The organism is Streptomyces sp. NPDC025638, assembly GCF_055558775.1.
The window spans coordinates 444153-463192 of record NZ_JBVHLX010000001.1 but is presented as its reverse complement, the minus strand read 5'-3'; the positions used below and the strand labels follow the sequence as shown (position 1 = coordinate 463192).

Genomic DNA, 19040 nt, shown 5'->3' with positions numbered 1-19040 from the left:
TTCCTCCTCAGCCCTTGCCCAGCAGCAGACGGGCCTCGCCCACCGTGATGACAGAGCCCGTGACCAGCACACCGCCGCCCGCGAACTCGCCCTCCTCCTCGGCCAGCGTGATCGCGGCCTCCAGGGCGTCGGGCAGCCGCGGCTCGACCTGTACCCGCTCCTCGCCGAACACCTCGACGGCGACCGCGGCCAGCTCGTCCGCGTCCATGGCACGGTGACTGGAGTTCTGCGTGACGACGATCTCCGCGAAGATCGGCTCGAAGGCCTCCAGGAGCCCGCGCACGTTCTTGTCGCCGCTCGCGCCCACGACCCCGATCAGCCGGCTGAAGTCGAAGGCCTCGCCGATCGCCTCGGCCGTCGCCCGCGCGCCCGCCGGGTTGTGCGCGGCGTCCAGGACGATCGTCGGCGAGTGCCGTACGACCTCCAGGCGGCCGGGCGAGGAGACCGCGGCGAAGGCCTTTCGGACGGTGTCGATTTCCAGCGGCTGGGCGCGCTGCGCGCCGACGCCGAAGAACGCCTCCACCGCGGCGAGCGCCACGGCCGCGTTGTGCGCCTGGTGGGCGCCGTGCAGCGGGAGGTATACCTCGGGGTACTCGCCGCCCAGGCCACGCAGGGTGAGGAGCTGGCCGCCCACGGCGATCCGGCGGTCCACCACGCCGAACTCCAGGCCCTCCCGGGCCACCGTCGCGTCGACCTCGACCGCCTTCTTCAGCAGCACCTGCGCCGCGTCCACCGGCTGCTGGGCCAGGATGACCGTCGCGTCCTGCTTGACGATCCCGGCCTTCTCCACGGCGATCTCGGCGGGGGTCTCGCCGAGCCGGTCCGTGTGGTCCAGGTCGATGGGGGTGACCACGGCGACGTCGCCGTCGATCACGTTCGTCGCGTCCCAGCTGCCGCCCATCCCGACCTCGACCACGGCCACGTCGATCGGCGCGTCCGCGAACGCGGCGTACGCCATGCCGGTGAGCACCTCGAAGAACGACAGCCGGAACTCCTGCAGGGCGTCGACCATCTCGATGTACGGCTTGATGTCCTGGTACGTCTCGATGAACCGCTCGGCGGAGATCGGCGCGCCGTCCAGGCTGATGCGCTCGGTGACCGACTGCACGTGCGGGGACGTGTAGCGGCCGGTGCGCAGCTCGAAGGCGCCGAGAAGGGCCTCGATCATGCGGGCCGTGGACGTCTTGCCGTTCGTCCCGGTGATGTGGATCGAGGGGTACGACCGCTGCGGATCCCCCAGCACGTCCATGAGCGCGGCGATGCGACTGACGGACGGCTCCAGCTTGGTCTCGCCCCAGCGGGTGGCGAGCTCGGCCTCGACCTCGCGCAGGGCCTTGTCGACCTCCGGGTCCTCGGGCCTCGCGGGTACGTCCGCCTGCGCCGGCCCGCCCTGCGTGCGCAGGGTGCGGCTGCCGGCCTCGATCACCGCGAGGTCGGGGTCGCGGTCGGTCTCCGCCGCGATCATCTCGTCGAAGGAGTCGAGGGGGTCGGGCTGGTCGTTGGTGCCGGGCGCTTCGCTCACGACACCAGTCTACGGAGCGGCATGGACAGACATGGGCGAAGGCCCCCGGTGCCGTGTGGCTCCGGGGGCCTTCAGTGCCGTACGGGCGGTTACGCCGGGGGCAGCTTGTCCAGCTGGGCCTGGATCCGCGTGATGTCCTCGTCGGCCTTGGCGAGCCGCGTGCGGATCTTGTCCACGACCTGGTCCGGGGCCTTCGCGAGGAACGCCTCGTTGCCGAGCTTGGCCGTGGCCTGGGCCTTCTCCTTCTCGGCGGCGGCCAGATCCTTGGCGAGGCGCTTGCGCTCCGCGGCCACGTCGATCGTGCCGGAGAGGTCGAGGGCGACCTCCGCGCCGGCGACCGGCAGGGTGGCCGTGGCCGTGAAGGACTCGCCCTCCGGCTGGAGCCGCAGCAGCTGGCGGATGGCCGCCTCGTGCGGGGCGAGGGCCGTGCCGTCCAGGGTGAGGCGGGCCGGGACGCGCTGGCCGGGCTGCAGGCCCTGGTCGGCGCGGAAGCGGCGGACCTCGGTGATGACGGACTGGAGGGTCTCGATCTCGCGCTCGGCGTCCGCGTCACGGAAGCCGCTGTCGGCCGGCCATTCGGCGATGACGACCGACTCGCCACCGGTGAGGGTGGTCCACAGCGTCTCCGTGACGAACGGGACGACCGGGTGGAGGAGCCGGAGGGTGACGTCGAGGACCTCGCCCAGGACGCGCTTGGAGACCTCGGCGGCCTCGCCGCCCGCCTGGAACGTCGTCTTGGACAGCTCGACGTACCAGTCGAAGACCTCGTCCCACGCGAAGTGGAAGAGGGCGTCGGAGAGCTTCGCGAACTGGAAGTCCTCGTAGAACGCGTCGACTTCGGCGACGACGGAGTTGAGGCGGGAGAGGATCCAGCGGTCGGTGGCGGACATCTTCGCCGGGTCCGGCAGCGGCCCGTCCACCGTCGCGCCGTTCATCAGCGCGAAGCGGGTGGCGTTCCAGATCTTGTTGGCGAAGTTGCGGGAGCCCTGGACCCAGTCCTCGCCGATCGGGACGTCGACGCCCGGGTTGGCGCCGCGCGCGAGGGTGAAGCGGAGCGCGTCGGAGCCGTACTTGTCCATCCAGTCCAGCGGGTTGACCGCGTTGCCGAAGGACTTCGACATCTTCTTGCCGAACTGGTCGCGGACCATGCCGTGCAGGGCGATGGTGTGGAACGGCGGGGTGCCGTCCATCGCGTACAGGCCGAACATCATCATCCGGGCGACCCAGAAGAAGAGGATGTCGTAGCCGGTGACCAGGACGGAGTTCGGGTAGAACTTCGCGAGCGACTCGGTCTGCTCGGGCCAGCCGAGGGTGGAGAAGGGCCACAGGCCGGAGGAGAACCAGGTGTCGAGGACGTCGGTGTCCTGACGCCAGCCCTCGCCGCTCGGCGGCTCCTCGTCGGGGCCGACGCAGACGACTTCCCCGTCCGGGCCGTACCAGACGGGAATCCGATGCCCCCACCACAACTGCCGTGAGATGCACCAGTCGTGGAGGTTGTCGACCCAGTCGAAGTAGCGCTTCTCCATCTCCTGCGGATGGATCTTGACCTTGCCGTCGCGGACCGCGTCGCCGGCGGCCTTGGCGAGCGGGCCGACCTTGACCCACCACTGCATGGAGAGCCTGGGCTCGATGGTGGTCTTGCAGCGCGAGCAGTGGCCGACGGAGTGGACGTACGGCCGCTTCTCGGCGACGATCCGGCCCTCGGCGCGCAGCGCAGCGACGATCGCCGAGCGGGCCTCCAGGCGGTCCAGGCCCTGGAAGGGGCCGTGGGCGGTGATGACGGCGTGCTCGTCCATGATCGTGATGGACGGCAGACCGTGCCGCTGGCCGATCTCGAAGTCGTTCGGGTCGTGGGCCGGAGTGACCTTGACGGCGCCGGTGCCGAACTCGGGGTCGACGTGCGTGTCGGCGACGACCGGGATGGAGCGGTCGGTCAGCGGGAGCTTGATGAGCGTGCCGACGAGATGCCTGTAGCGCTCGTCGTCGGGGTGAACGGCGACTGCGGTGTCACCGAGCATGGTCTCGGCGCGGGTGGTGGCGACGACGATGGTGTCGTCCCCGTCGCCGTACTTCATGGAGACGAGTTCGCCGTCGTCGTCCTGGTACTCGACCTCGATGTCCGAGATGGCCGTCAGACAGCGGGGGCACCAGTTGATGATGCGCTCGGCGCGGTAGATCAGCTCGTCGTCGTAGAGCCGCTTGAAGATGGTCTGGACGGCCTGGGACAGCCCCTCGTCCATGGTGAAGCGCTCGCGGGACCAGGCGACGCCGTCGCCGAGGCGCCGCATCTGTCCGCTGATCTGCCCGCCGGACTCGGCCTTCCACTGCCAGACGCGCTCGACGAAGGCGTCCCGCCCGAGGTCGTGCCGGGACTTTCCTTCCTTGCCGAGTTCACGCTCGACGACGTTCTGCGTGGCGATGCCGGCGTGGTCCATGCCGGGCTGCCACAGCGTCTCGTAACCCTGCATGCGCTTGCGTCGCGTCAGGGCATCGATGAGCGTGTGCTCGAAGGCGTGCCCGAGGTGCAGGCTGCCGGTGACGTTCGGCGGGGGGATGACGATGGTGTACGCGGGCTTGTCGCTCTTCGCGTCCGCCTCGAAGTAACCCCGCTCTACCCAGCGCTCGTACAGCGGCCCCTCTACATCGGCCGGCGCGTACTGGGTCGGCAGTTCGGTGTCGGGCGCTGGTGGCTGCTGCTGAGCGTTCTCGGTCACGGGGGTCAGTTTAGAGGTGTCACGACCCAGTCCCGAAACGCGTTTGTTCTGTAACGGTGCGCCCCCCGGTGCGGTGGGCTTCCTGTGCCTGCGCCAGGATGTCAGGAACACATAAGCATCTGGAGGGGAACCCAGAAATGAGTCACAACCAGCCGGGCCCGTACGGCGGGCAGCCCCAGCAGCCCGGACCGTACGGCCAGCCGGGCCCCTACGGCCAGCAGCCGCAGGCTCCCCAGCCCGGCTACGGCTACCCTCAGCAGGCCCCTCCGCCCCAGCCCGGCTACGGCTACCCCCAGCAGGGCGCACCCCAGCAGCCGAACCCGTACGGCCAGCCCGGCTACGCCGTCCCCCAGCCCCCGGCCCCGGGCGGCGGCAAGAAGAAGACGGGCCTGATCATCGGTGCGGTGGCCGTGGTGGCGGCCGTTGCGGTGGGTGTGTTCTTCGTGGTCGGCAAGGGAAGCTCGAGCAGTGGCTCCGACATTGCCGACGACGGCCCGCACAAGCTGACGACGCCGGCCGAGGTCATCAACGGGACGTACAAGAAGTCGGACAGCGCCGGCTCGGGCGACATGACCGACTCCGACGTCAAGGACTTCGAGAAGTGGGGCGTGAAGAACGCCAAGGACGTCAAGGCCGGCTACCAGAGCGGCACGGGTCTGTCCGCGAAGTCGCTCTCCTTCGGCGGGGTGTACGGGACCATCGACAACCCCGAGGCCGTCGTGGACGCCATGTTCGCCAAGGTCAAGTCGGAGTCCGAGAAGGACAAGAGCGCCGGGGACAGCAAGCTGATCGGCAGCCCCGAGGAGCAGCACCCGGCGGGCTTCTCGAACGGCATCATGAAGTGCCAGGTGGCCGAGATCGACAACTCCGACTCGACCTCCGCCAGCGCACCGAAGACCGTGAAGCTGCCCATGTGCATCTGGGCCGACCACAGCACCGTCGGCTACGTCTCGGCGTTCAGCTTCGCGGCCCTGGCCTCGGGCGACGGCGGTTCGGTCGCCGACACGGCGGACCTCGCGGCGAAGCTGCGCAACGACGTGCGCGTCAAGATCTGACCACTCGGACACCGTCCGAACGAAGGGGCACGACCGCTTGCCGCGGTCGTGCCCCTTCGGCATCAGTTGCCGGCGCGCATGCAGGCCTCGATCGCATGCTCCGGCCTGACGTGGATGACCACGAGGTTGTTGGTACACAAAGGCCGCCCCGAAAGGTGCTCGCCCAGCTTGCATGCCGACTTCACCTTGGGACCTATCCGGTAGATCCCGAGATTGCCCAGATAGTTGACGCAACTGCTCTGATTGGCGCTCGCCGGTGTCGCCGCCACCACCGGTACGACTCCCGCCGCGACGACCACGCTTGCCGCAGCCAGGAGCCGCTTCGACTTCAGCCGTTTCATGTGGATCCCTCCCGTTTTCCAGCGTCGATCACACGAACTGGCGATCGATTTGGTCGAGTCCACTCGATCACAGAACAGGTCACGCGCCACAGGCGTGAGGTGAACCTGGCGTGATGACACCGATGCGTGGCGTGAACATGAGTGACGCCCGGCACCTTGCAAGTGCCGGGCATCCGTTGGAGCTTGGGGCTGTCGCTACGCCGTCTTCTGTTCGCCCTGGCCGCGGCCGCGGGCGTCGCGTGGGATCAGGGTCGGGTTCACGTTCGAGTGGACGACGTCTGCCGTGATGACGACTCGGGCCACGTCCTTTCGGGACGGGACCTCGTACATCACCGACATCAGGACCTCCTCCATGATGGCGCGCAGACCGCGCGCGCCGGTCTGGCGGAGGATGGCCTGGTCGGCGATGGCCTCCAGGGCCTCGCGCTCGAAGTCCAGTTCCACGCCGTCGAGTTCGAAGAGGCGCTGGTACTGCTTCACCAGGGCGTTGCGGGGCTCCACCAGGATCTTGAGCAGGGCCTCGCGGTCGAGGTTGTGGACCGAGGTGATCACCGGCAGACGGCCGATGAACTCGGGGATCATGCCGAACTTGACCAGGTCCTCCGGCATGACGTCCTCGAAGACGTCCTTGGACGCCAGCTCACGCTTCGAGCGGATCGTCGCGCCGAAGCCGATGCCCTTCGCGCCGGCCCGTGCCTCGATGATCTTTTCCAGTCCGGCGAACGCGCCGCCCACGATGAACAGCACGTTCGTCGTGTCGATCTGGATGAACTCCTGGTGCGGGTGCTTACGGCCGCCCTGCGGCGGGACCGAGGCCGTGGTGCCTTCGAGGATCTTGAGGAGGGCCTGCTGCACACCCTCGCCCGACACGTCGCGAGTGATGGAAGGGTTTTCACTCTTCCTCGCGACCTTGTCGATCTCGTCGATGTAGATGATCCCCGTCTCGGCCTTCTTGACGTCGTAGTCCGCGGCCTGGATCAACTTCAGGAGGATGTTCTCGACGTCCTCGCCGACATAACCCGCCTCCGTCAGCGCCGTCGCGTCCGCGATCGCGAACGGGACGTTCAGCATGCGCGCCAGGGTCTGTGCGAGGAGCGTCTTGCCGGAGCCCGTGGGGCCCAGCAGGAGAATGTTCGACTTCGCCAACTCGATGGCGTCGTCGCGGCCTTGGGCGCCGCCGTTCTCCCCCGCCTGAACCCGCTTGTAGTGGTTGTACACCGCGACTGAGAGAGCCTTCTTGGCGGCCTCTTGGCCGACTACATAGCCCTCCAGGAACTCGTAGATCTCGCGGGGCTTGGGGAGTTCCTCCCACCGCACCTCGCTCGTCTCGGCGAGCTCCTCCTCGATGATCTCGTTGCAGAGATCGATGCACTCGTCGCAGATGTACACACCGGGCCCTGCGATGAGCTTCTTGACCTGCTTCTGGCTCTTGCCGCAGAACGAGCACTTGAGCAGATCGCCGCCGTCACCGATGCGTGCCACGGTGTGCTTCCCCTTCGCCTGGGAGACGCCTGGACGCTTTCGAATCCAGCGGCTCCTGGTGCTGCCTTATGTCCGACGGTACCTTGCCGGGCCCCCCGTTCGGGCCCCCCTTGGCACGGTTCACTTTGACGTGCACCGCGCCAAGGGCGACAGAGTGCGGGTCCTCCGCGTCAGCGGACGTTCTCGTTGTTCATCTTCCGGGTGGAGATGATCTGGTCGACGATGCCGTACTCGAGCGCTTCCTCGGCGGTGAGGATCTTGTCGCGCTCGATGTCCTCGCGGACCTTCTCGATCGGCCGGTTGGTGTGCTTGGCGAGCATCTCCTCCAGCTGCGACCGCATCCGGGTGAACTCGTTGGCGATGATCTCCAGGTCGGAGAGCTGCCCGCGGCCGGTGCTGCCGGCCGGCTGGTGGATGAGGACGCGGGAGTTCGGCAGCGCCATGCGCTTGCCGGGCGTACCGGCGGCGAGCAGGATGGCCGCGGCGGACGCCGCCTGGCCCATGCACACCGTCTGGATGTCGGGCTTCACGAACTGCATCGTGTCGTAGATCGCCGTGAGGGCGGTCATGTCGCCACCCGGGCTGTTGATGTAGATCGAGATGTCCCGGTCGGGGTCCATCGACTCCAGGCACAGCAGCTGCGCCATGACGTCGTTGGCGGAGGCGTCGTCGATCTGGACGCCGAGGAAGATGACGCGCTCCTCGAAGAGCTTCGCGTACGGGTCGTACTCGCGGATGCCCTGGGAGGTGCGCTCGACGAAGCGCGGAATGACATAGCGGCTCTCGGGCCGCGGCCCGTCGTAGCGGCCGCTGGCGGCGCCGGGGAAGTTGCTCATGTGCGTGTTCACCGTCCTGGTGGCGTTCTGGGGGCTGGAGTACTCGGCGGAGCGTGCGGGGCCGGGCCGGTCAGGCACCGGTGCCGCCGCCTCCCGGAACACCGGAGGCATGCGTGATGATCTCGTCAATGAGACCGTACTCCTTGGCCTCTTCCGGGGTGAACCAGCGGTCGCGGTCGCCGTCGCGGACGATCGTCTCGACGGTCTGGCCGGAGTGCCGCGCGGTCAGCTCGGACATGCGCTTCTTGGTGCGCATCAGGTACTCGGCCTGGATCTTGATGTCCGAGACCGTGCCGCCGAGGCCCGCGGAGCCCTGGTGCATCATGATGTCCGCGTGCGGCAGCGCGAAGCGCTTGCCCGCGGCACCGCCGGTGAGCAGGAACTGGCCCATCGAGGCCGCCATGCCCATGGCGATCGTGACCACGTCGTTCGGGATGTACTGCATGGTGTCGTAGATCGCCATGCCGGCCGTCACCGAGCCACCGGGGCTGTTGATGTAGAGGTAGACGTCCTTGCTCGGGTCCGCGGCGAGGAGCAGCAGCTGCGCGGTGATCTTGTTGGCGATGTCATCGTCGACCTGCTGGCCGAGGAAGATGATCCGCTCGCCGAGCAGCCGGTTGTAGACCTGGTCGCCGAGGCCACCACCGATGGAAGGTTCGCCGGCGGCGGAGGGCATCAGATTCGTCACGTATCCACCTGCTCGTCTTACGACGGCGCCGGGCCGTCTCACGTAGTCCTGCCGGGGCTTGGCGGGGACTCCAGTCCCCTTGCCCTCGTACTTATGGACCCTAACGCTCAGGCCCCTCCGGGGAATCCCGGAGATGAGGGTGTTCGCCGGGGGCGTAGCGCCGTCGGGGAAGCGGCGCCCTTCCGGGTGCGGGTACGTTGTGGCTGGTGGCGCAGTTCTGCGCGCCCCTGACGTCCGTACGCGCGCCCGGTACGGCAACGGGCCCCAGGGATGGTCCCCAGGGCCCGTCGTACGTCGTCAGAAGCTCCGCGGGGCTCAGCCCTCGGCCTTCTCCTCGTCCGCGGTCTCGGCGGCGCCCTCGACGGCCTCGACCGTCTCCGTGGCCGCCTCGACCTCGTCCTCGTCGTCCAGGTCGACGATCTCGCCGTTGGTGTCCTTCACCGTGGCGGCCTCGACCACGACGGCCAGGGCCTTGCCGCGGGCGACCTCGCCGACGAGGAGCGGCACCTGGCCGCCCTCGACGACGGCCTGGGCGAACTGGTCGGGGGACATGCCGGAGGAGGCCGCACGCCGCATGAGGTGCTCGGTGAGCTCCTCCTGGTTGACGTTGAGCTTCTCCGACTTGACCAGCTCGTCGAGGACGAACTGGGTCTTGATGCCCTTGACCGCGGCCTCACGGGTCTCGGTCTCGAACTCCTCGGCGGTCTTGCCCTGGATCTCCAGGTACTTGTCGAGGGTGAGGCCCATCTGCCCGAGCTGGTGGTGCTCCAGGTTGTGCTTTCGGGTGTTGATCTCGTCCTCGAGCAGCTTCTCGGGGACCGGGACCTCGACCAGTTCGAGCAGCTTCTCCAGGACGCGCTCCTGGGCCTGCGTGGCCTGGTCGTACTGCTTCATGTTCTCGAGGCGCTTGCGGCTGTCGGCCTTCAGCTCGTCGAGGGTGTCGAACTCGGAGGCGAGCTGCGCGAACTCGTCGTCCAGCTCGGGCAGTTCGCGGGCGGCGACCTGGGTGACCTTGACGGTGACCTCGGCCTCCTTGCCGGCCGCCGAGCCGCCCTTGAGCTCGGAGGTGAAGGTGGCCTCGCCACCGGCCTCCAGGCCCTTCACGGCGTCGTCGATGCCGTCGAGCAGCTCGCCGGAGCCGATGGTGTACGAGACACCCTCGGCCACACCGTCCTCGAGGACCTCGCCCTCGACCTTGGCCTGCAGGTCGATCGTGACGACGTCGCCGTCCTCGGCGGCACGCTCGACCGGGGAGGTGGAGGCGAAGCGCTCACGGAGCTGCTCGACCGACTTCTCGATGTCCTCGTCCGTCACCTCGACGGCGTCGACCTCGACCTCGATGCCGGAGTAGTCCGGGATCTCCAGGGCCGGGCGGATGTCGACCTCGGCGGTGAAGTTCAGCGTCTCGCCGTCCTTCAGCTCGGTGATGTCGACCTCGGGCTGGCCCAGCGGGCTGAGCTCGGCCTCGTTGACCGCCTCGGTGTAGAACTTCGGCAGCGCGTCGTTGACGGCCTCCTCCAGCACGGCGCCACGGCCGAACCGCTGGTCGATGACGCGGGCCGGGATCTTGCCCTTGCGGAAGCCCTTCACCGTGACCTGCTGGTTGATCTTCTTGTACGCCGCGTCGAGGCTGTCCTTGAGCTCCTCGAAGGGCACCTCGACAGTGAGCCGAACCCGGGTCGGGTTCAGGGTCTCCACGGCGCTCTTCACGGTTCGGTCTCCTTGTGGCTGACTTCTTGGGGTTCGCCGGAGCCAGACAGGTCCGGCGGATTTAGCCGCCCGGAGGAGTTCGTAGGCCGAGTGGGCCGGGACACACGGGCGCGCAGCTTGCATAGTAACCGCAGCGGCCGAACGCCCCAAAAGGCGATCATCGGGCGTGGCCGACGAATGATCTCGGCCGGTGGTCGGGGTGGCGGGATTTGAACCCACGGCCTTCCGCTCCCAAAGCGGACGCGCTACCAAGCTGCGCCACACCCCGTCTGGTGCGACACGTAGGGTACATGCCCGCAGACAGTCCGGCCGCCGCTTTTGCGGAGCGCGCGGGCGCACGGTGGCGCGGCGCGCAATGGGTGTGCGGCGAGCGCATGCAACCCGCTACGATGCCTCCTGTGCCGCGGTCGACGACCTGCGGCGCGTCCCGTGCGGGCGTAGCTCAATGGTAGAGCCCTAGTCTTCCAAACTAGCTACGCGGGTTCGATTCCCGTCGCCCGCTCTGTACGACTCGGGGCCAGGCCGGAGGACGATTCCTCCGCCTGGCCCTGATCATTTCCGGGGGCTGCGTACATACCGCGACGTCTGTACGTAACGTACAGATCCGCGCTCGCCCGGAAGCCTCATCAGAAGCTGATCGAGTTGATCGTCTCGGCTATCGAGTTGAGGAACCGCTGGATCGACGGAGCCATGCCGGTCGAGGCGAGGAAGAAGCCGAACAGGATCGCGACGATGGCGGGGCCGGCCTTGATGCTCCCCCCTCGGATCAGCACCACAAGGATGATCGCCAACAGCAGCACCACGGACAGTGAAATGGCCACACTGATCACACCCTCGGTCGGTCCGCTCTCCCGGCCCGGAGGTACATCCCCGCACCCCCGCCAGAACCATCGTGCCACCAACCCGGCCACCGTATGCGGCGCGTGACGCATCGTCGGACGGCCGCCCGCAACGGGGCGACTCGGCGCACGACAATTCGGGAACCGGCCCACGCCCGGAACACAGGGAATTGAGGGCTTCGTTTCACTGTCCACACATCTCGTTCGCAGCTAATTCGAATTGTTGGCCGAAGGACCGTGTTATGCCCCAATTAGTCAGCATGAATCGGGACATCAAGGGTGAACGGCAGCCTGCGGTGTGCTGACCATCACGTGGACAGACGCGTCGACTTCTGTGAATCCGGGGCACCCGAAGCCCCATATCAAGGAAACACACTGGGGGTTTTACGAAATCCCACAGACGACGCTAGGGTGCCTCAGATGTTTGACGCCGCCTCGTCCCCCGGCCACCACCGAAGGCCGCTCCCACCGGCACAGTCGCCGGTGAACGGAGTGCCGAGTCCGCGCACCCCGATGAGTACGCAGAAGCGGGACGAACCGGGCAAACAGCGCGATGCGTTCTTCGACAACGCCAAATACCTGGCGATCGTGCTCGTCGCGATCGGTCACTCCTGGGAACCGCTGAAGGGCGACAGCCGCATCCTGGAGGGCGTGTACACCGTCGTGTACGCGTTCCACATGCCGGCGTTCATCATCATCTCCGGCTTCTTCTCGCGCAGTTTCGACATGCGCCCGGACCGGCTGAAACGGCTCATCACCGGCGTCGCCGTGCCGTACATCGTCTTCGAGACCGCCTATCCGCTCTTCAAGCGGTTCGTCGACCACGCCCCCGACCAGGAGATCAGCCTTCTCGATCCCTGGTATCTGACCTGGTTCCTGTGCGCGCTGTTCATCTGGCGGCTGACCACGCCCATCTGGAAGCTGGTCCGATGGCCGCTCCCGCTGGCGATCGGCCTCGCCATGCTGGCCTCGGTCACCCCGAGCATCGGTGACGATCTGGACCTCCAGCGCGTCCTGCAGTTCCTGCCGTACTTCGTGCTGGGCCTGTGCATGAAGCCGCACCACTTCCAGCTGGTGCGCCGCCGCTGGGTGCGCATCGCGTCGGTGCCGGTCTTCGCGGCCGCGCTGGCGGTCGGCTGGTGGAGCGTGCCGCGGATGAACACCGCGTGGCTCTACCACCGCCAGTCCGCCCAGGAGTTCGGCGCGCCCTGGTGGTGCGGCCCGCTCATGGTCCTGGCGCTGTTCGGCTGCTCGCTGGTGCTCACCGCCTGCTTCTTCGCCTGGGTGCCGCGCCGGAAGATGTGGTTCACCGCGCTGGGCGCCGGCACCCTGTACGGCTATCTGCTGCACGGCTTCGTGATCAAGTTCGCCGACTACCGGGGCTGGTTCGACCACCCCTCGCTGCACCACCCGCTCGGCGAGATCCTGGTCAGCGTCCTGGCGGCGGCCGTCGTCACCGTGCTGTGCACCAGGCCCGTGCAGCGCGTCTTCCGGTTCGCCATGGAGCCGAAGATGGAGTGGGCGTTCAAGCGGGACGCGGCCGAACTGGCCCGTGAACGGCAGAAGGCGGAAGGCGCCCGCGAGAAGGTCAGCGCGTAGCCGACCCGTCCGGCCCGTCGTCCGTCAGACCGAGAAGTGCCCGCATCCGCGCGTACTTCTCGGTCAGTCGTTTCCGGACGGGTTCGGCGAGGACCGCGAGCCGCTCCGGGTCCGCGTTGTGGGCCAGATCGGCCTCCTTCACCAGCAGCGCGCCGGGCGTCCGAAGAATGCGCTCGGCGTACGCCTCCGGCTCCTCCCCCGCCCGCTTGGTGACGGCGAGCACGATGTCCTTGGTGCGCCGGCTCAGCGCGGCCCCGCTCAGCCACTCGCGCGACAGCGCGTCGTCCTCGACGGAGTCGTGCAGCCAGCCCGCCGCGATCTGCTCGTCGTCCCCGCCCCGGGCGCGCACGCCCTCCGCGACGGCCTTCAGGTGTTCCGCGTACGGCCGCCCCGCCTTGTCCGTCTGCCCCTCGTGGGCGGCGCGGGCGACGGCCTCGACCTCGGTCAGGGTGAGCATGCGATGCGTTTCGGTCACTTCCCCAGTGTCCCCCGTGCCGACGGCCGTTGTACGGCCCTCGTCCGACCGCGCGCGGGTCAGCGGACCGCCGCGGCCGCGGCGTCCCGGCAGATCAGCAGCAGCGCCCGGTCGTCGTTGACGTCCTTGGCCACCGCCTCGATGAGGTGCCAGGCGGCGCCGTGGAAGCCTCCGGCGACATACCGGTCGGCCTCCCCCGTCAGCCGGTCTATGCCCTCGACGATGTCCCGGTCGGAGGTTTCCACCAGACCGTCCGTGAACAGCATCAACACGTCCCCGGGACGGAGCGACCCCTTCACGGGGTCGAATTGGGCGCCGTCGTACACACCGAGCAGCGGCCCTTCGGCGCCCTTCTCCTCCCAGCGACCGCTGCCGGCGCTCAGCTGCAGCCCCGGCGGATGTCCCGCCGAGAACAGCTCGTAGTCCCCGGAGTCGAGGTCCAGGACCAGATGGATCGAGGTGGCGAACCCCTCGTCCCAGTCCTGGCGCAGGAGATAGCCGTTGGCCGCGGGAAGGAACGCGTGCGGCGGCAGCGAACCCAGCAGACCCCCGAACGCCCCCGACAGCAGCAGCGCCCGCGACGCCGCGTCCATGCCCTTGCCGGACACGTCCGTGAGGACGACCTCCATCGTGCGGCCGTTGTTCGTACGGGCCGCGACCACGAAGTCGCCCGAGAAGGACTGGCCGCCCGCCGGCCGCAGCGCCATCTCCCGGTGCCAGCCGTGCGGCAGCTTCGGCAGCTTGCTCTGCACCCGGATCCGCTCGCGCAGGTCGAACAGCATCGTGCCGCCGCGCCGCCAGGGCACCCCCACCCGGCTGCGGAACTGGGCCGTGAGCAGCCCGAAGAAGCCACAGGCGGCGACCACCAGGACCACGCCGGGGGTGACCCGGGACGGCCCCTCCGTGTACGGCCCCAGCTGCACCGACTCCACGATCAGCGCCGTCGCCGCCGCCGCGTACAGCCCGAGCAGACTCGCCGGACGCAGCAGCAGCCCGCCCGCGACGATCGGCAGCACCAGCGTGGCCGGTGAACACCACACCGAGTTGGCGAGCGTCATGGACGCGAGGACCGGGATCGTCAGCAGCAGTCCGAAGAGCGCGATCCAGTCCGAGCCGTCACCGCGGAAGTAGTCCACGGCACTTCTGCGCACACCGACCCGGGCCCGGTGCCACTGCATCCTCCACCGGGCCGTCAGCGTCTCGGCCTTCGCGCGCCGCTCTCCTCCTGCTGCCATTAGTCCGGGACCCTATCCAGCGGACCAGCCGCTTGGCACGCGAGGTCCGACTTATCCCTCGTCCGAGGCTCAACTTCACAGAAGCCCGTCACACGGCCGCCCGGGAGAAATTCACTCGCTCGTCCCGCAATGCCCTGGTACGCATGGTTCATGGGCACTGACCTCGCGAGCGACCGCACGACCGAACTGCGCGTACTGCGCCGGGAAGACCTCGGCCTCTGGTACGACCACTTGATCCGCGCCTTCGGTGCGGTCCCCGAGTCGGCCGAGGAGCGGGAGCTGTGGATCTCACTCATCGAGCCGGACCGGTACATCGGCGCCTGGGACGGGGACGAGCTGGTCGGCACGGCGGGGGCCTTCGCCTTCCGGCTCACCGTGCCGGGCGGCGCCCCGGTGCCGGCCGCGGGCGTCACGATGGTGAGTGTGGCCGCCACGCACCGGCGGCGCGGTGTGCTGACCTCGATGATGCGACGGCAGCTGGACGATGTGCGGGCATGGGGCTGGCCGCTCGCGGTCCTGACGGCGTCCGAGCCGGTCATCTATGGACGATTCGGGTACGGCGCCGCGACGTATCACGTGAACGCCGAGATCGACACGGACCGGGTACGGCTGTCGGTGCCGCCCGGTACCGACGCCGTACGACTGCGGTACGCCGCACCGGCCGATGTGCTCGACGTGTGCGAGGCGCTCTACGCCCGGCGCGTGCCGCTGCGGCCGGCCATGGTGGAGCGGCTGCCCGGCTGGGACCGGGTCGGACTGCTCGACCCGGAGAGCGAGCGGCACGGGGCGTCGCCGCTGCTGTGCGTACTGGCGGAGCGGGACGGGGAGACCGTGGGCTTCGCGCGCTTCCGGATCAAGCCCGACTGGGAACCGGCCGGCCCCAAGGGCACGGTGGTACTGGAGGACCTGGAGGCGCTGGACGCGGCCGCGCACGCCGCGCTGTGGCGGTTCCTGTTCGGCATCGACCTGACCTCGACGATCGACGCGCGGCGGCGGCCGGTGGACGAGCCGTGGCAGTACCTGGTGTCCGACATCCGGCGGTGCCGGGTGCTGGTGCGCGACTCGCTGTACGTGCGGCTCGTGGACGTCGGCGCGGCGCTGGAGGCGCGGACCTACCAGGCTCCGGTCGATGTGGTGTTCGAGGTCGAGGACGCCTTCTGCCCCTGGAACAGCGGGCGTTGGCGGCTCTGTGGGGACATGAAGGGGGCGTCCTGCGAACGCACCGAGGAGGCGGCCGACCTCGCCCTGTCCGTACGGGAGTTGGGGGCCGCGTACCTCGGCGGTGTCTCGCTGCTGTCGCTGGCCGGGGCCGGACGGGTGCGGGAGCTGCGGCAGGGTGCGCTGGCGGAGGCGTCGACGGCCTTCGGCTCGGCGGTGGCGCCCTGGCTGCCGCACGGGTTCTGACGACCGGTCGCCGTCTCCCGGCGGCCGGTCCGGGTCTTCCGGCGGCCGGTCAGCGCTTCTGGCAGGCCGGGCACCAGAAGAGGTTGCGGGCGGCGAGGCCCGCGGTGCGGATCTCGCCGCCGCAGATGTGGCAGGGCAGGTTCGCCCGGCGGTAGACGTACACCTCGCCGCCGTGGTCGTCGACGCGCGGCGGGCGGCCCATGGCCTCCGGGGTGTGTTCGGTGCGGACGGTGTCGATGCGGTTGTTGCGGACGCCCTCGCGCATGAGGTCCACGAGGTCGCCCCACATCGTGTCCCACTCGGCGGGGGTGATGTCCCGGCCCTCGCGGTACGGGTCGATGCCGTGCCGGAAGAGGACCTCGGCGCGGTAGACGTTGCCGACGCCCGCGATGACCTTCTGGTCCATGAGGAGGGCGGCGATCGTCGTACGGCTGCGACGCACCCGGGCGTAGGCGGCCGTCGGGTCGGCGTCGGTGCGCAGGGGGTCGGGGCCGAGGCGGTCGTGTATCGCCCGCTTCTCGGGGTCCGTGATCAGGGCGCAGGTGGTGGGGCCGCGGAGGTCGACGTACGCGGTCTCGTTCGCGAGGCGCAGGCGGACCGTGTCGGTGGGCGGGGGCGCCGGGGCGTCACCGAAGCTGACCTTGCCGAAGAGGCCGAGGTGGATATGGACCCAGTCGGTGTCACGGAAGCCGAGGAAGAGGTGCTTGCCGTGAGCCTCCGTCCGGGTGAGCTCCGCTCCGGTCAGCAGCTCGGCGGCGTCGGAGAACTTGCCCTGGGGGCTGGTGACTCGCGGGGCGGTGCCGAAGAAGCGCTCGGCGTAGTCCTGCGCCAGCCGGTGGATCGTGTGCCCTTCTGGCACGGGTGCCGTGTCCTTTCCTGCCGCCCGGGACTCCGCCCCGGACCCCGTCTCGGTCGCGAGAGAAGTCACCCGTGGACGGGGGGCCGAGCCCCCCGTCCGGCGTCAGTCCTGCTGCGGGTGGTGCGCCGGGACCGGCGGCAGGTCGCCCGTCGTCTCGTACTCCGAGAGCATGTCGATGCGGCGGATGTGGCGCTCGTCACCGGAGAACGGCGTGTTGAGGAAGGTCTCGACGAACTTCGTCGCCTCCTCCTGCGTGTGCATGCGCGCACCCACGGCCACGACGTTGGCGTTGTTGTGCTGACGGCCGAGGGAGGCCGTCTCCTCGCTCCAAGCGAGCGCGGCCCGCACGCCCTTGACCTTGTTCGCGGCGATCTGCTCGCCGTTGCCCGAACCGCCGATCACGATGCCGAGGGCGTCGGCGTCCGCGGCCGTCTTCTCCGCGGCACGCAGACAGAAGGGCGGGTAGTCGTCCTGGGCGTCGTAGATGTGGGGGCCGCAGTCGACGGGGTCGTGACCCGCCGCCTTGAGCCACTCGACGAGGTGGTTCTTGAGTTCGAAGCCCGCATGGTCCGAGCCGAGATACACGCGCATGGGACGAGTGTGACACGGCGGTTGCGGGCCGGCAGCTCCGGGTGCCGACCAGGAGAAATGTGAGTCTCACCATAGAACCTCAAGGAAACCTCAAGTAACAATCTGGATTCGAAGGTTCCCGAATTCGTTCGCCTCGGATTCACTGGACCGGCTCGTACACCGCTCGTACGGGTAAGCCCAACAGGCGCAAAGGAATTCCGCCCATGACCCCTGGTTCCGGACTTCAGGCAGGACTCAAGAACCGGCATCTGTCGATGATCGCCATCGGCGGTGTGATCGGCGCCGGTCTCTTCGTCGGCTCCAGCTCGGGAATTGCCACCGCAGGCCCCGGCATCCTCCTGTCGTACGCCCTCGTCGGCACGCTCGTCGTCCTCGTGATGCGCATGCTCGGCGAGATGTCCGCCGCAAATCCGACCTCCGGCTCGTTCTCCGCGCACGCCGACCGTGCCCTCGGCCGCTGGGCCGGGTTCTCCATCGGCTGGCTCTACTGGTTCTTCTGGGTGGTGGTGCTGGCCGTGGAGGCCACCGCCGGCGCCAAGATCCTCGAAGGGTGGGTCCCCGCCGTCCCGCAGTGGGGCTGGGCCCTGATCGTGATGGTCGTGCTCACCGCGACCAACCTCGTCTCCGTCGGTTCCTACGGTGAGTTCGAGTTCTGGTTCGCCGGGATCAAGGTCGTGGCGATCGGCGCCTTCATCGTGATCGGCGGGCTGGCCGTCTTCGGCGTGCTGCCCGGCGTGCACAGCGACAAGGCCGGCCTCGGCAACCTCACCGACCACGGCGGCTTCCTGCCGAACGGTCCCGGCACGATCCTCACCGGCGTCCTGCTCGTCGTCTTCTCCTTCATGGGCAGCGAGATCGCCACCCTGGCCGCCGGCGAGTCGGAGAACCCGCAGCGCGCCGTCACCAAGTCGACGAACAGCATCATCTGGCGTATCGGCGTCTTCTACCTCGGCTCGATCCTCGTGGTCGTCTCCCTGCTGCCGTGGAACGACCCGGCCATCAAGGAGAAGGGCTCGTACGTCGCCGCCCTCGACTCCCTCGGCATCGCGCACGCCGGCGAGATCATGAACTTCATCGTGCTGACCTCGGTGCTGTCCTGCCTCAACTCCGGCCTGTACACGGCCTCCCGCATGGCGTTCTCGCTGGGCCGGCGCGGTGACGCGCCGAAGGCGTTCGCGAAGACCACCTCCCGTGGTGTGCCGATGGCGGCGATCATCGCCTCCGTGGTCTTCGGCTTCGTGGCCGTGTTCTTCAACTACAAGTTCCCGGACTCGGTCTTCCTCTTCCTGGTCAACTCCAGTGGCGCGGTGGCCCTGTTCGTGTGGCTGGTCATCTGCTTCTCGCAGCTGCGGATGCGGAAGATCATCCAGCGCGAGGCGCCGGAGAAGCTCGTCGTGAAGATGTGGCTGTACCCGTACCTGACCTGGGCGACGGCCGCGCTGATCGTGTTCGTCCTCGCCTACATGCTGACCGACACCGAGGGTGAGAGCAGCGGACGTACGACCGTGCTGCTGTCGCTGATGGTCGCGGCGGTCGTGATCGTCATCGCCGTGGTGAAGCAGAAGGTCGTCGGGGACCGGTCGACGGTGGCCCTGGAGTCCGACGACAAGACCGACAAGGTGCCCGTCGGCTGACGCGGGCGACCCCGTCGCCGTTGCCGAGGGGAGGGAGCCCGCCGGGTTCCCTCCCC

At 68.7% G+C, this 19040-nt stretch carries 16 protein-coding genes and 2 tRNA genes; 5 read left to right on the top strand and 13 right to left on the bottom strand.

Annotated elements, in window-relative coordinates; translation table 11 throughout:
* Positions 1-7: 7 nt before the first annotated feature.
* Both folC and ACZ4EG_RS02070 read right to left on the bottom strand, forming a co-directional pair.
* Complete coding sequence (gene folC, locus ACZ4EG_RS02075; protein WP_467789463.1) at positions 8-1465, bottom strand: bifunctional tetrahydrofolate synthase/dihydrofolate synthase; 1458 nt, start codon at positions 1463-1465, stop codon at positions 8-10.
* A 146-nt stretch (positions 1466-1611) separates the two neighbouring features.
* Complete coding sequence (locus tag ACZ4EG_RS02070) at positions 1612-4236, bottom strand: valine--tRNA ligase (protein WP_467789206.1); 2625 nt, start codon at positions 4234-4236, stop codon at positions 1612-1614.
* A 137-nt stretch (positions 4237-4373) separates the two neighbouring features.
* On the opposite strand from ACZ4EG_RS02070, the gene ACZ4EG_RS02065 reads away from it, so the two are divergent.
* Positions 4374-5291 carry a hypothetical protein gene (locus ACZ4EG_RS02065; RefSeq protein ID WP_467789205.1) on the top strand — a complete coding sequence of 306 codons (918 nt, stop codon included), beginning with the start codon at positions 4374-4376 and terminating at the stop codon, positions 5289-5291.
* A 62-nt stretch (positions 5292-5353) separates the two neighbouring features.
* Here the strand turns inward: ACZ4EG_RS02065 and ACZ4EG_RS02060 are convergent, their stop codons facing one another.
* The 6 genes from ACZ4EG_RS02060 to ACZ4EG_RS02035 form a co-directional block, all read right to left on the bottom strand.
* Positions 5354-5632: a hypothetical protein gene (locus ACZ4EG_RS02060; protein WP_467789204.1), complete on the bottom strand. Its 279-nt coding sequence runs from the start codon at positions 5630-5632 to the stop codon at positions 5354-5356.
* A gap of 195 nt (positions 5633-5827) precedes the next feature.
* The gene (gene clpX / locus ACZ4EG_RS02055) at positions 5828-7114 is read right to left on the bottom strand and encodes an ATP-dependent Clp protease ATP-binding subunit ClpX (protein WP_363295170.1); all 1287 of its coding nucleotides are present in this window, start codon (positions 7112-7114) and stop codon (positions 5828-5830) included.
* Between the two features lie 170 nt (positions 7115-7284).
* Entirely contained in the window at positions 7285-7950 is a 666-nt protein-coding gene (locus tag ACZ4EG_RS02050) for an ATP-dependent Clp protease proteolytic subunit (protein WP_453552753.1), read from the bottom strand.
* 70 nt (positions 7951-8020) lie between these two features.
* Complete coding sequence (locus ACZ4EG_RS02045; protein ID WP_453552755.1) at positions 8021-8626, bottom strand: ATP-dependent Clp protease proteolytic subunit; 606 nt, start codon at positions 8624-8626, stop codon at positions 8021-8023.
* Positions 8627-8953: 327 nt separating this feature from the next.
* Positions 8954-10348, bottom strand: a complete 1395-nt coding sequence (gene tig, locus ACZ4EG_RS02040) for a trigger factor (RefSeq protein ID WP_467789203.1) — start codon at positions 10346-10348, stop codon at positions 8954-8956.
* A 191-nt stretch (positions 10349-10539) separates the two neighbouring features.
* A tRNA-Pro gene (locus ACZ4EG_RS02035) sits at positions 10540-10616 on the bottom strand.
* 163 nt (positions 10617-10779) lie between these two features.
* Between ACZ4EG_RS02035 and ACZ4EG_RS02030 the strand changes: the two genes are divergently transcribed.
* Positions 10780-10850: transfer RNA gene (locus tag ACZ4EG_RS02030), tRNA-Gly, on the top strand.
* Between the two features lie 124 nt (positions 10851-10974).
* Here ACZ4EG_RS02030 and ACZ4EG_RS02025 read toward each other — a convergent pair.
* A complete protein-coding gene (locus ACZ4EG_RS02025) occupies positions 10975-11169 on the bottom strand; it encodes a hypothetical protein (protein WP_363295173.1) in 195 nt (64 codons plus the stop codon).
* A 531-nt stretch (positions 11170-11700) separates the two neighbouring features.
* Here ACZ4EG_RS02025 and ACZ4EG_RS02020 point away from each other — a divergent pair.
* Entirely contained in the window at positions 11701-12786 is a 1086-nt protein-coding gene (locus ACZ4EG_RS02020) for an acyltransferase family protein (RefSeq protein WP_467789202.1), read from the top strand.
* Here ACZ4EG_RS02020 and ACZ4EG_RS02015 read toward each other — a convergent pair.
* Complete coding sequence (locus ACZ4EG_RS02015; protein ID WP_467789462.1) at positions 12776-13243, bottom strand: HD domain-containing protein; 468 nt, start codon at positions 13241-13243, stop codon at positions 12776-12778. The two genes, ACZ4EG_RS02020 and ACZ4EG_RS02015, sit on opposite strands and share 11 nt — an antisense overlap.
* Before the next feature lie 77 nt (positions 13244-13320).
* Complete coding sequence (locus tag ACZ4EG_RS02010) at positions 13321-14496, bottom strand: PP2C family protein-serine/threonine phosphatase (protein WP_453552380.1); 1176 nt, start codon at positions 14494-14496, stop codon at positions 13321-13323.
* 150 nt (positions 14497-14646) lie between these two features.
* On the opposite strand from ACZ4EG_RS02010, the gene ACZ4EG_RS02005 reads away from it, so the two are divergent.
* Complete coding sequence (locus tag ACZ4EG_RS02005) at positions 14647-15900, top strand: GNAT family N-acetyltransferase (protein ID WP_453552382.1); 1254 nt, start codon at positions 14647-14649, stop codon at positions 15898-15900.
* Between the two features lie 49 nt (positions 15901-15949).
* Here the strand turns inward: ACZ4EG_RS02005 and ACZ4EG_RS02000 are convergent, their stop codons facing one another.
* Together ACZ4EG_RS02000 and ACZ4EG_RS01995 are read right to left on the bottom strand one after the other, a co-directional pair.
* On the bottom strand, positions 15950-16759 hold the full coding sequence (locus tag ACZ4EG_RS02000; RefSeq protein ID WP_467789201.1) for an Fpg/Nei family DNA glycosylase: 810 nt from the start codon (positions 16757-16759) through the stop codon (positions 15950-15952).
* 102 nt (positions 16760-16861) lie between these two features.
* On the bottom strand, positions 16862-17350 hold the full coding sequence (locus ACZ4EG_RS01995; RefSeq protein WP_453552386.1) for a ribose-5-phosphate isomerase: 489 nt from the start codon (positions 17348-17350) through the stop codon (positions 16862-16864).
* A 203-nt stretch (positions 17351-17553) separates the two neighbouring features.
* Between ACZ4EG_RS01995 and ACZ4EG_RS01990 the strand changes: the two genes are divergently transcribed.
* Positions 17554-18984 (top strand): amino acid permease, encoded by a 1431-nt coding sequence (locus ACZ4EG_RS01990; protein ID WP_453552388.1) that lies wholly within the window; start codon positions 17554-17556, stop codon positions 18982-18984.
* Positions 18985-19040: the final 56 nt, after the last annotated feature.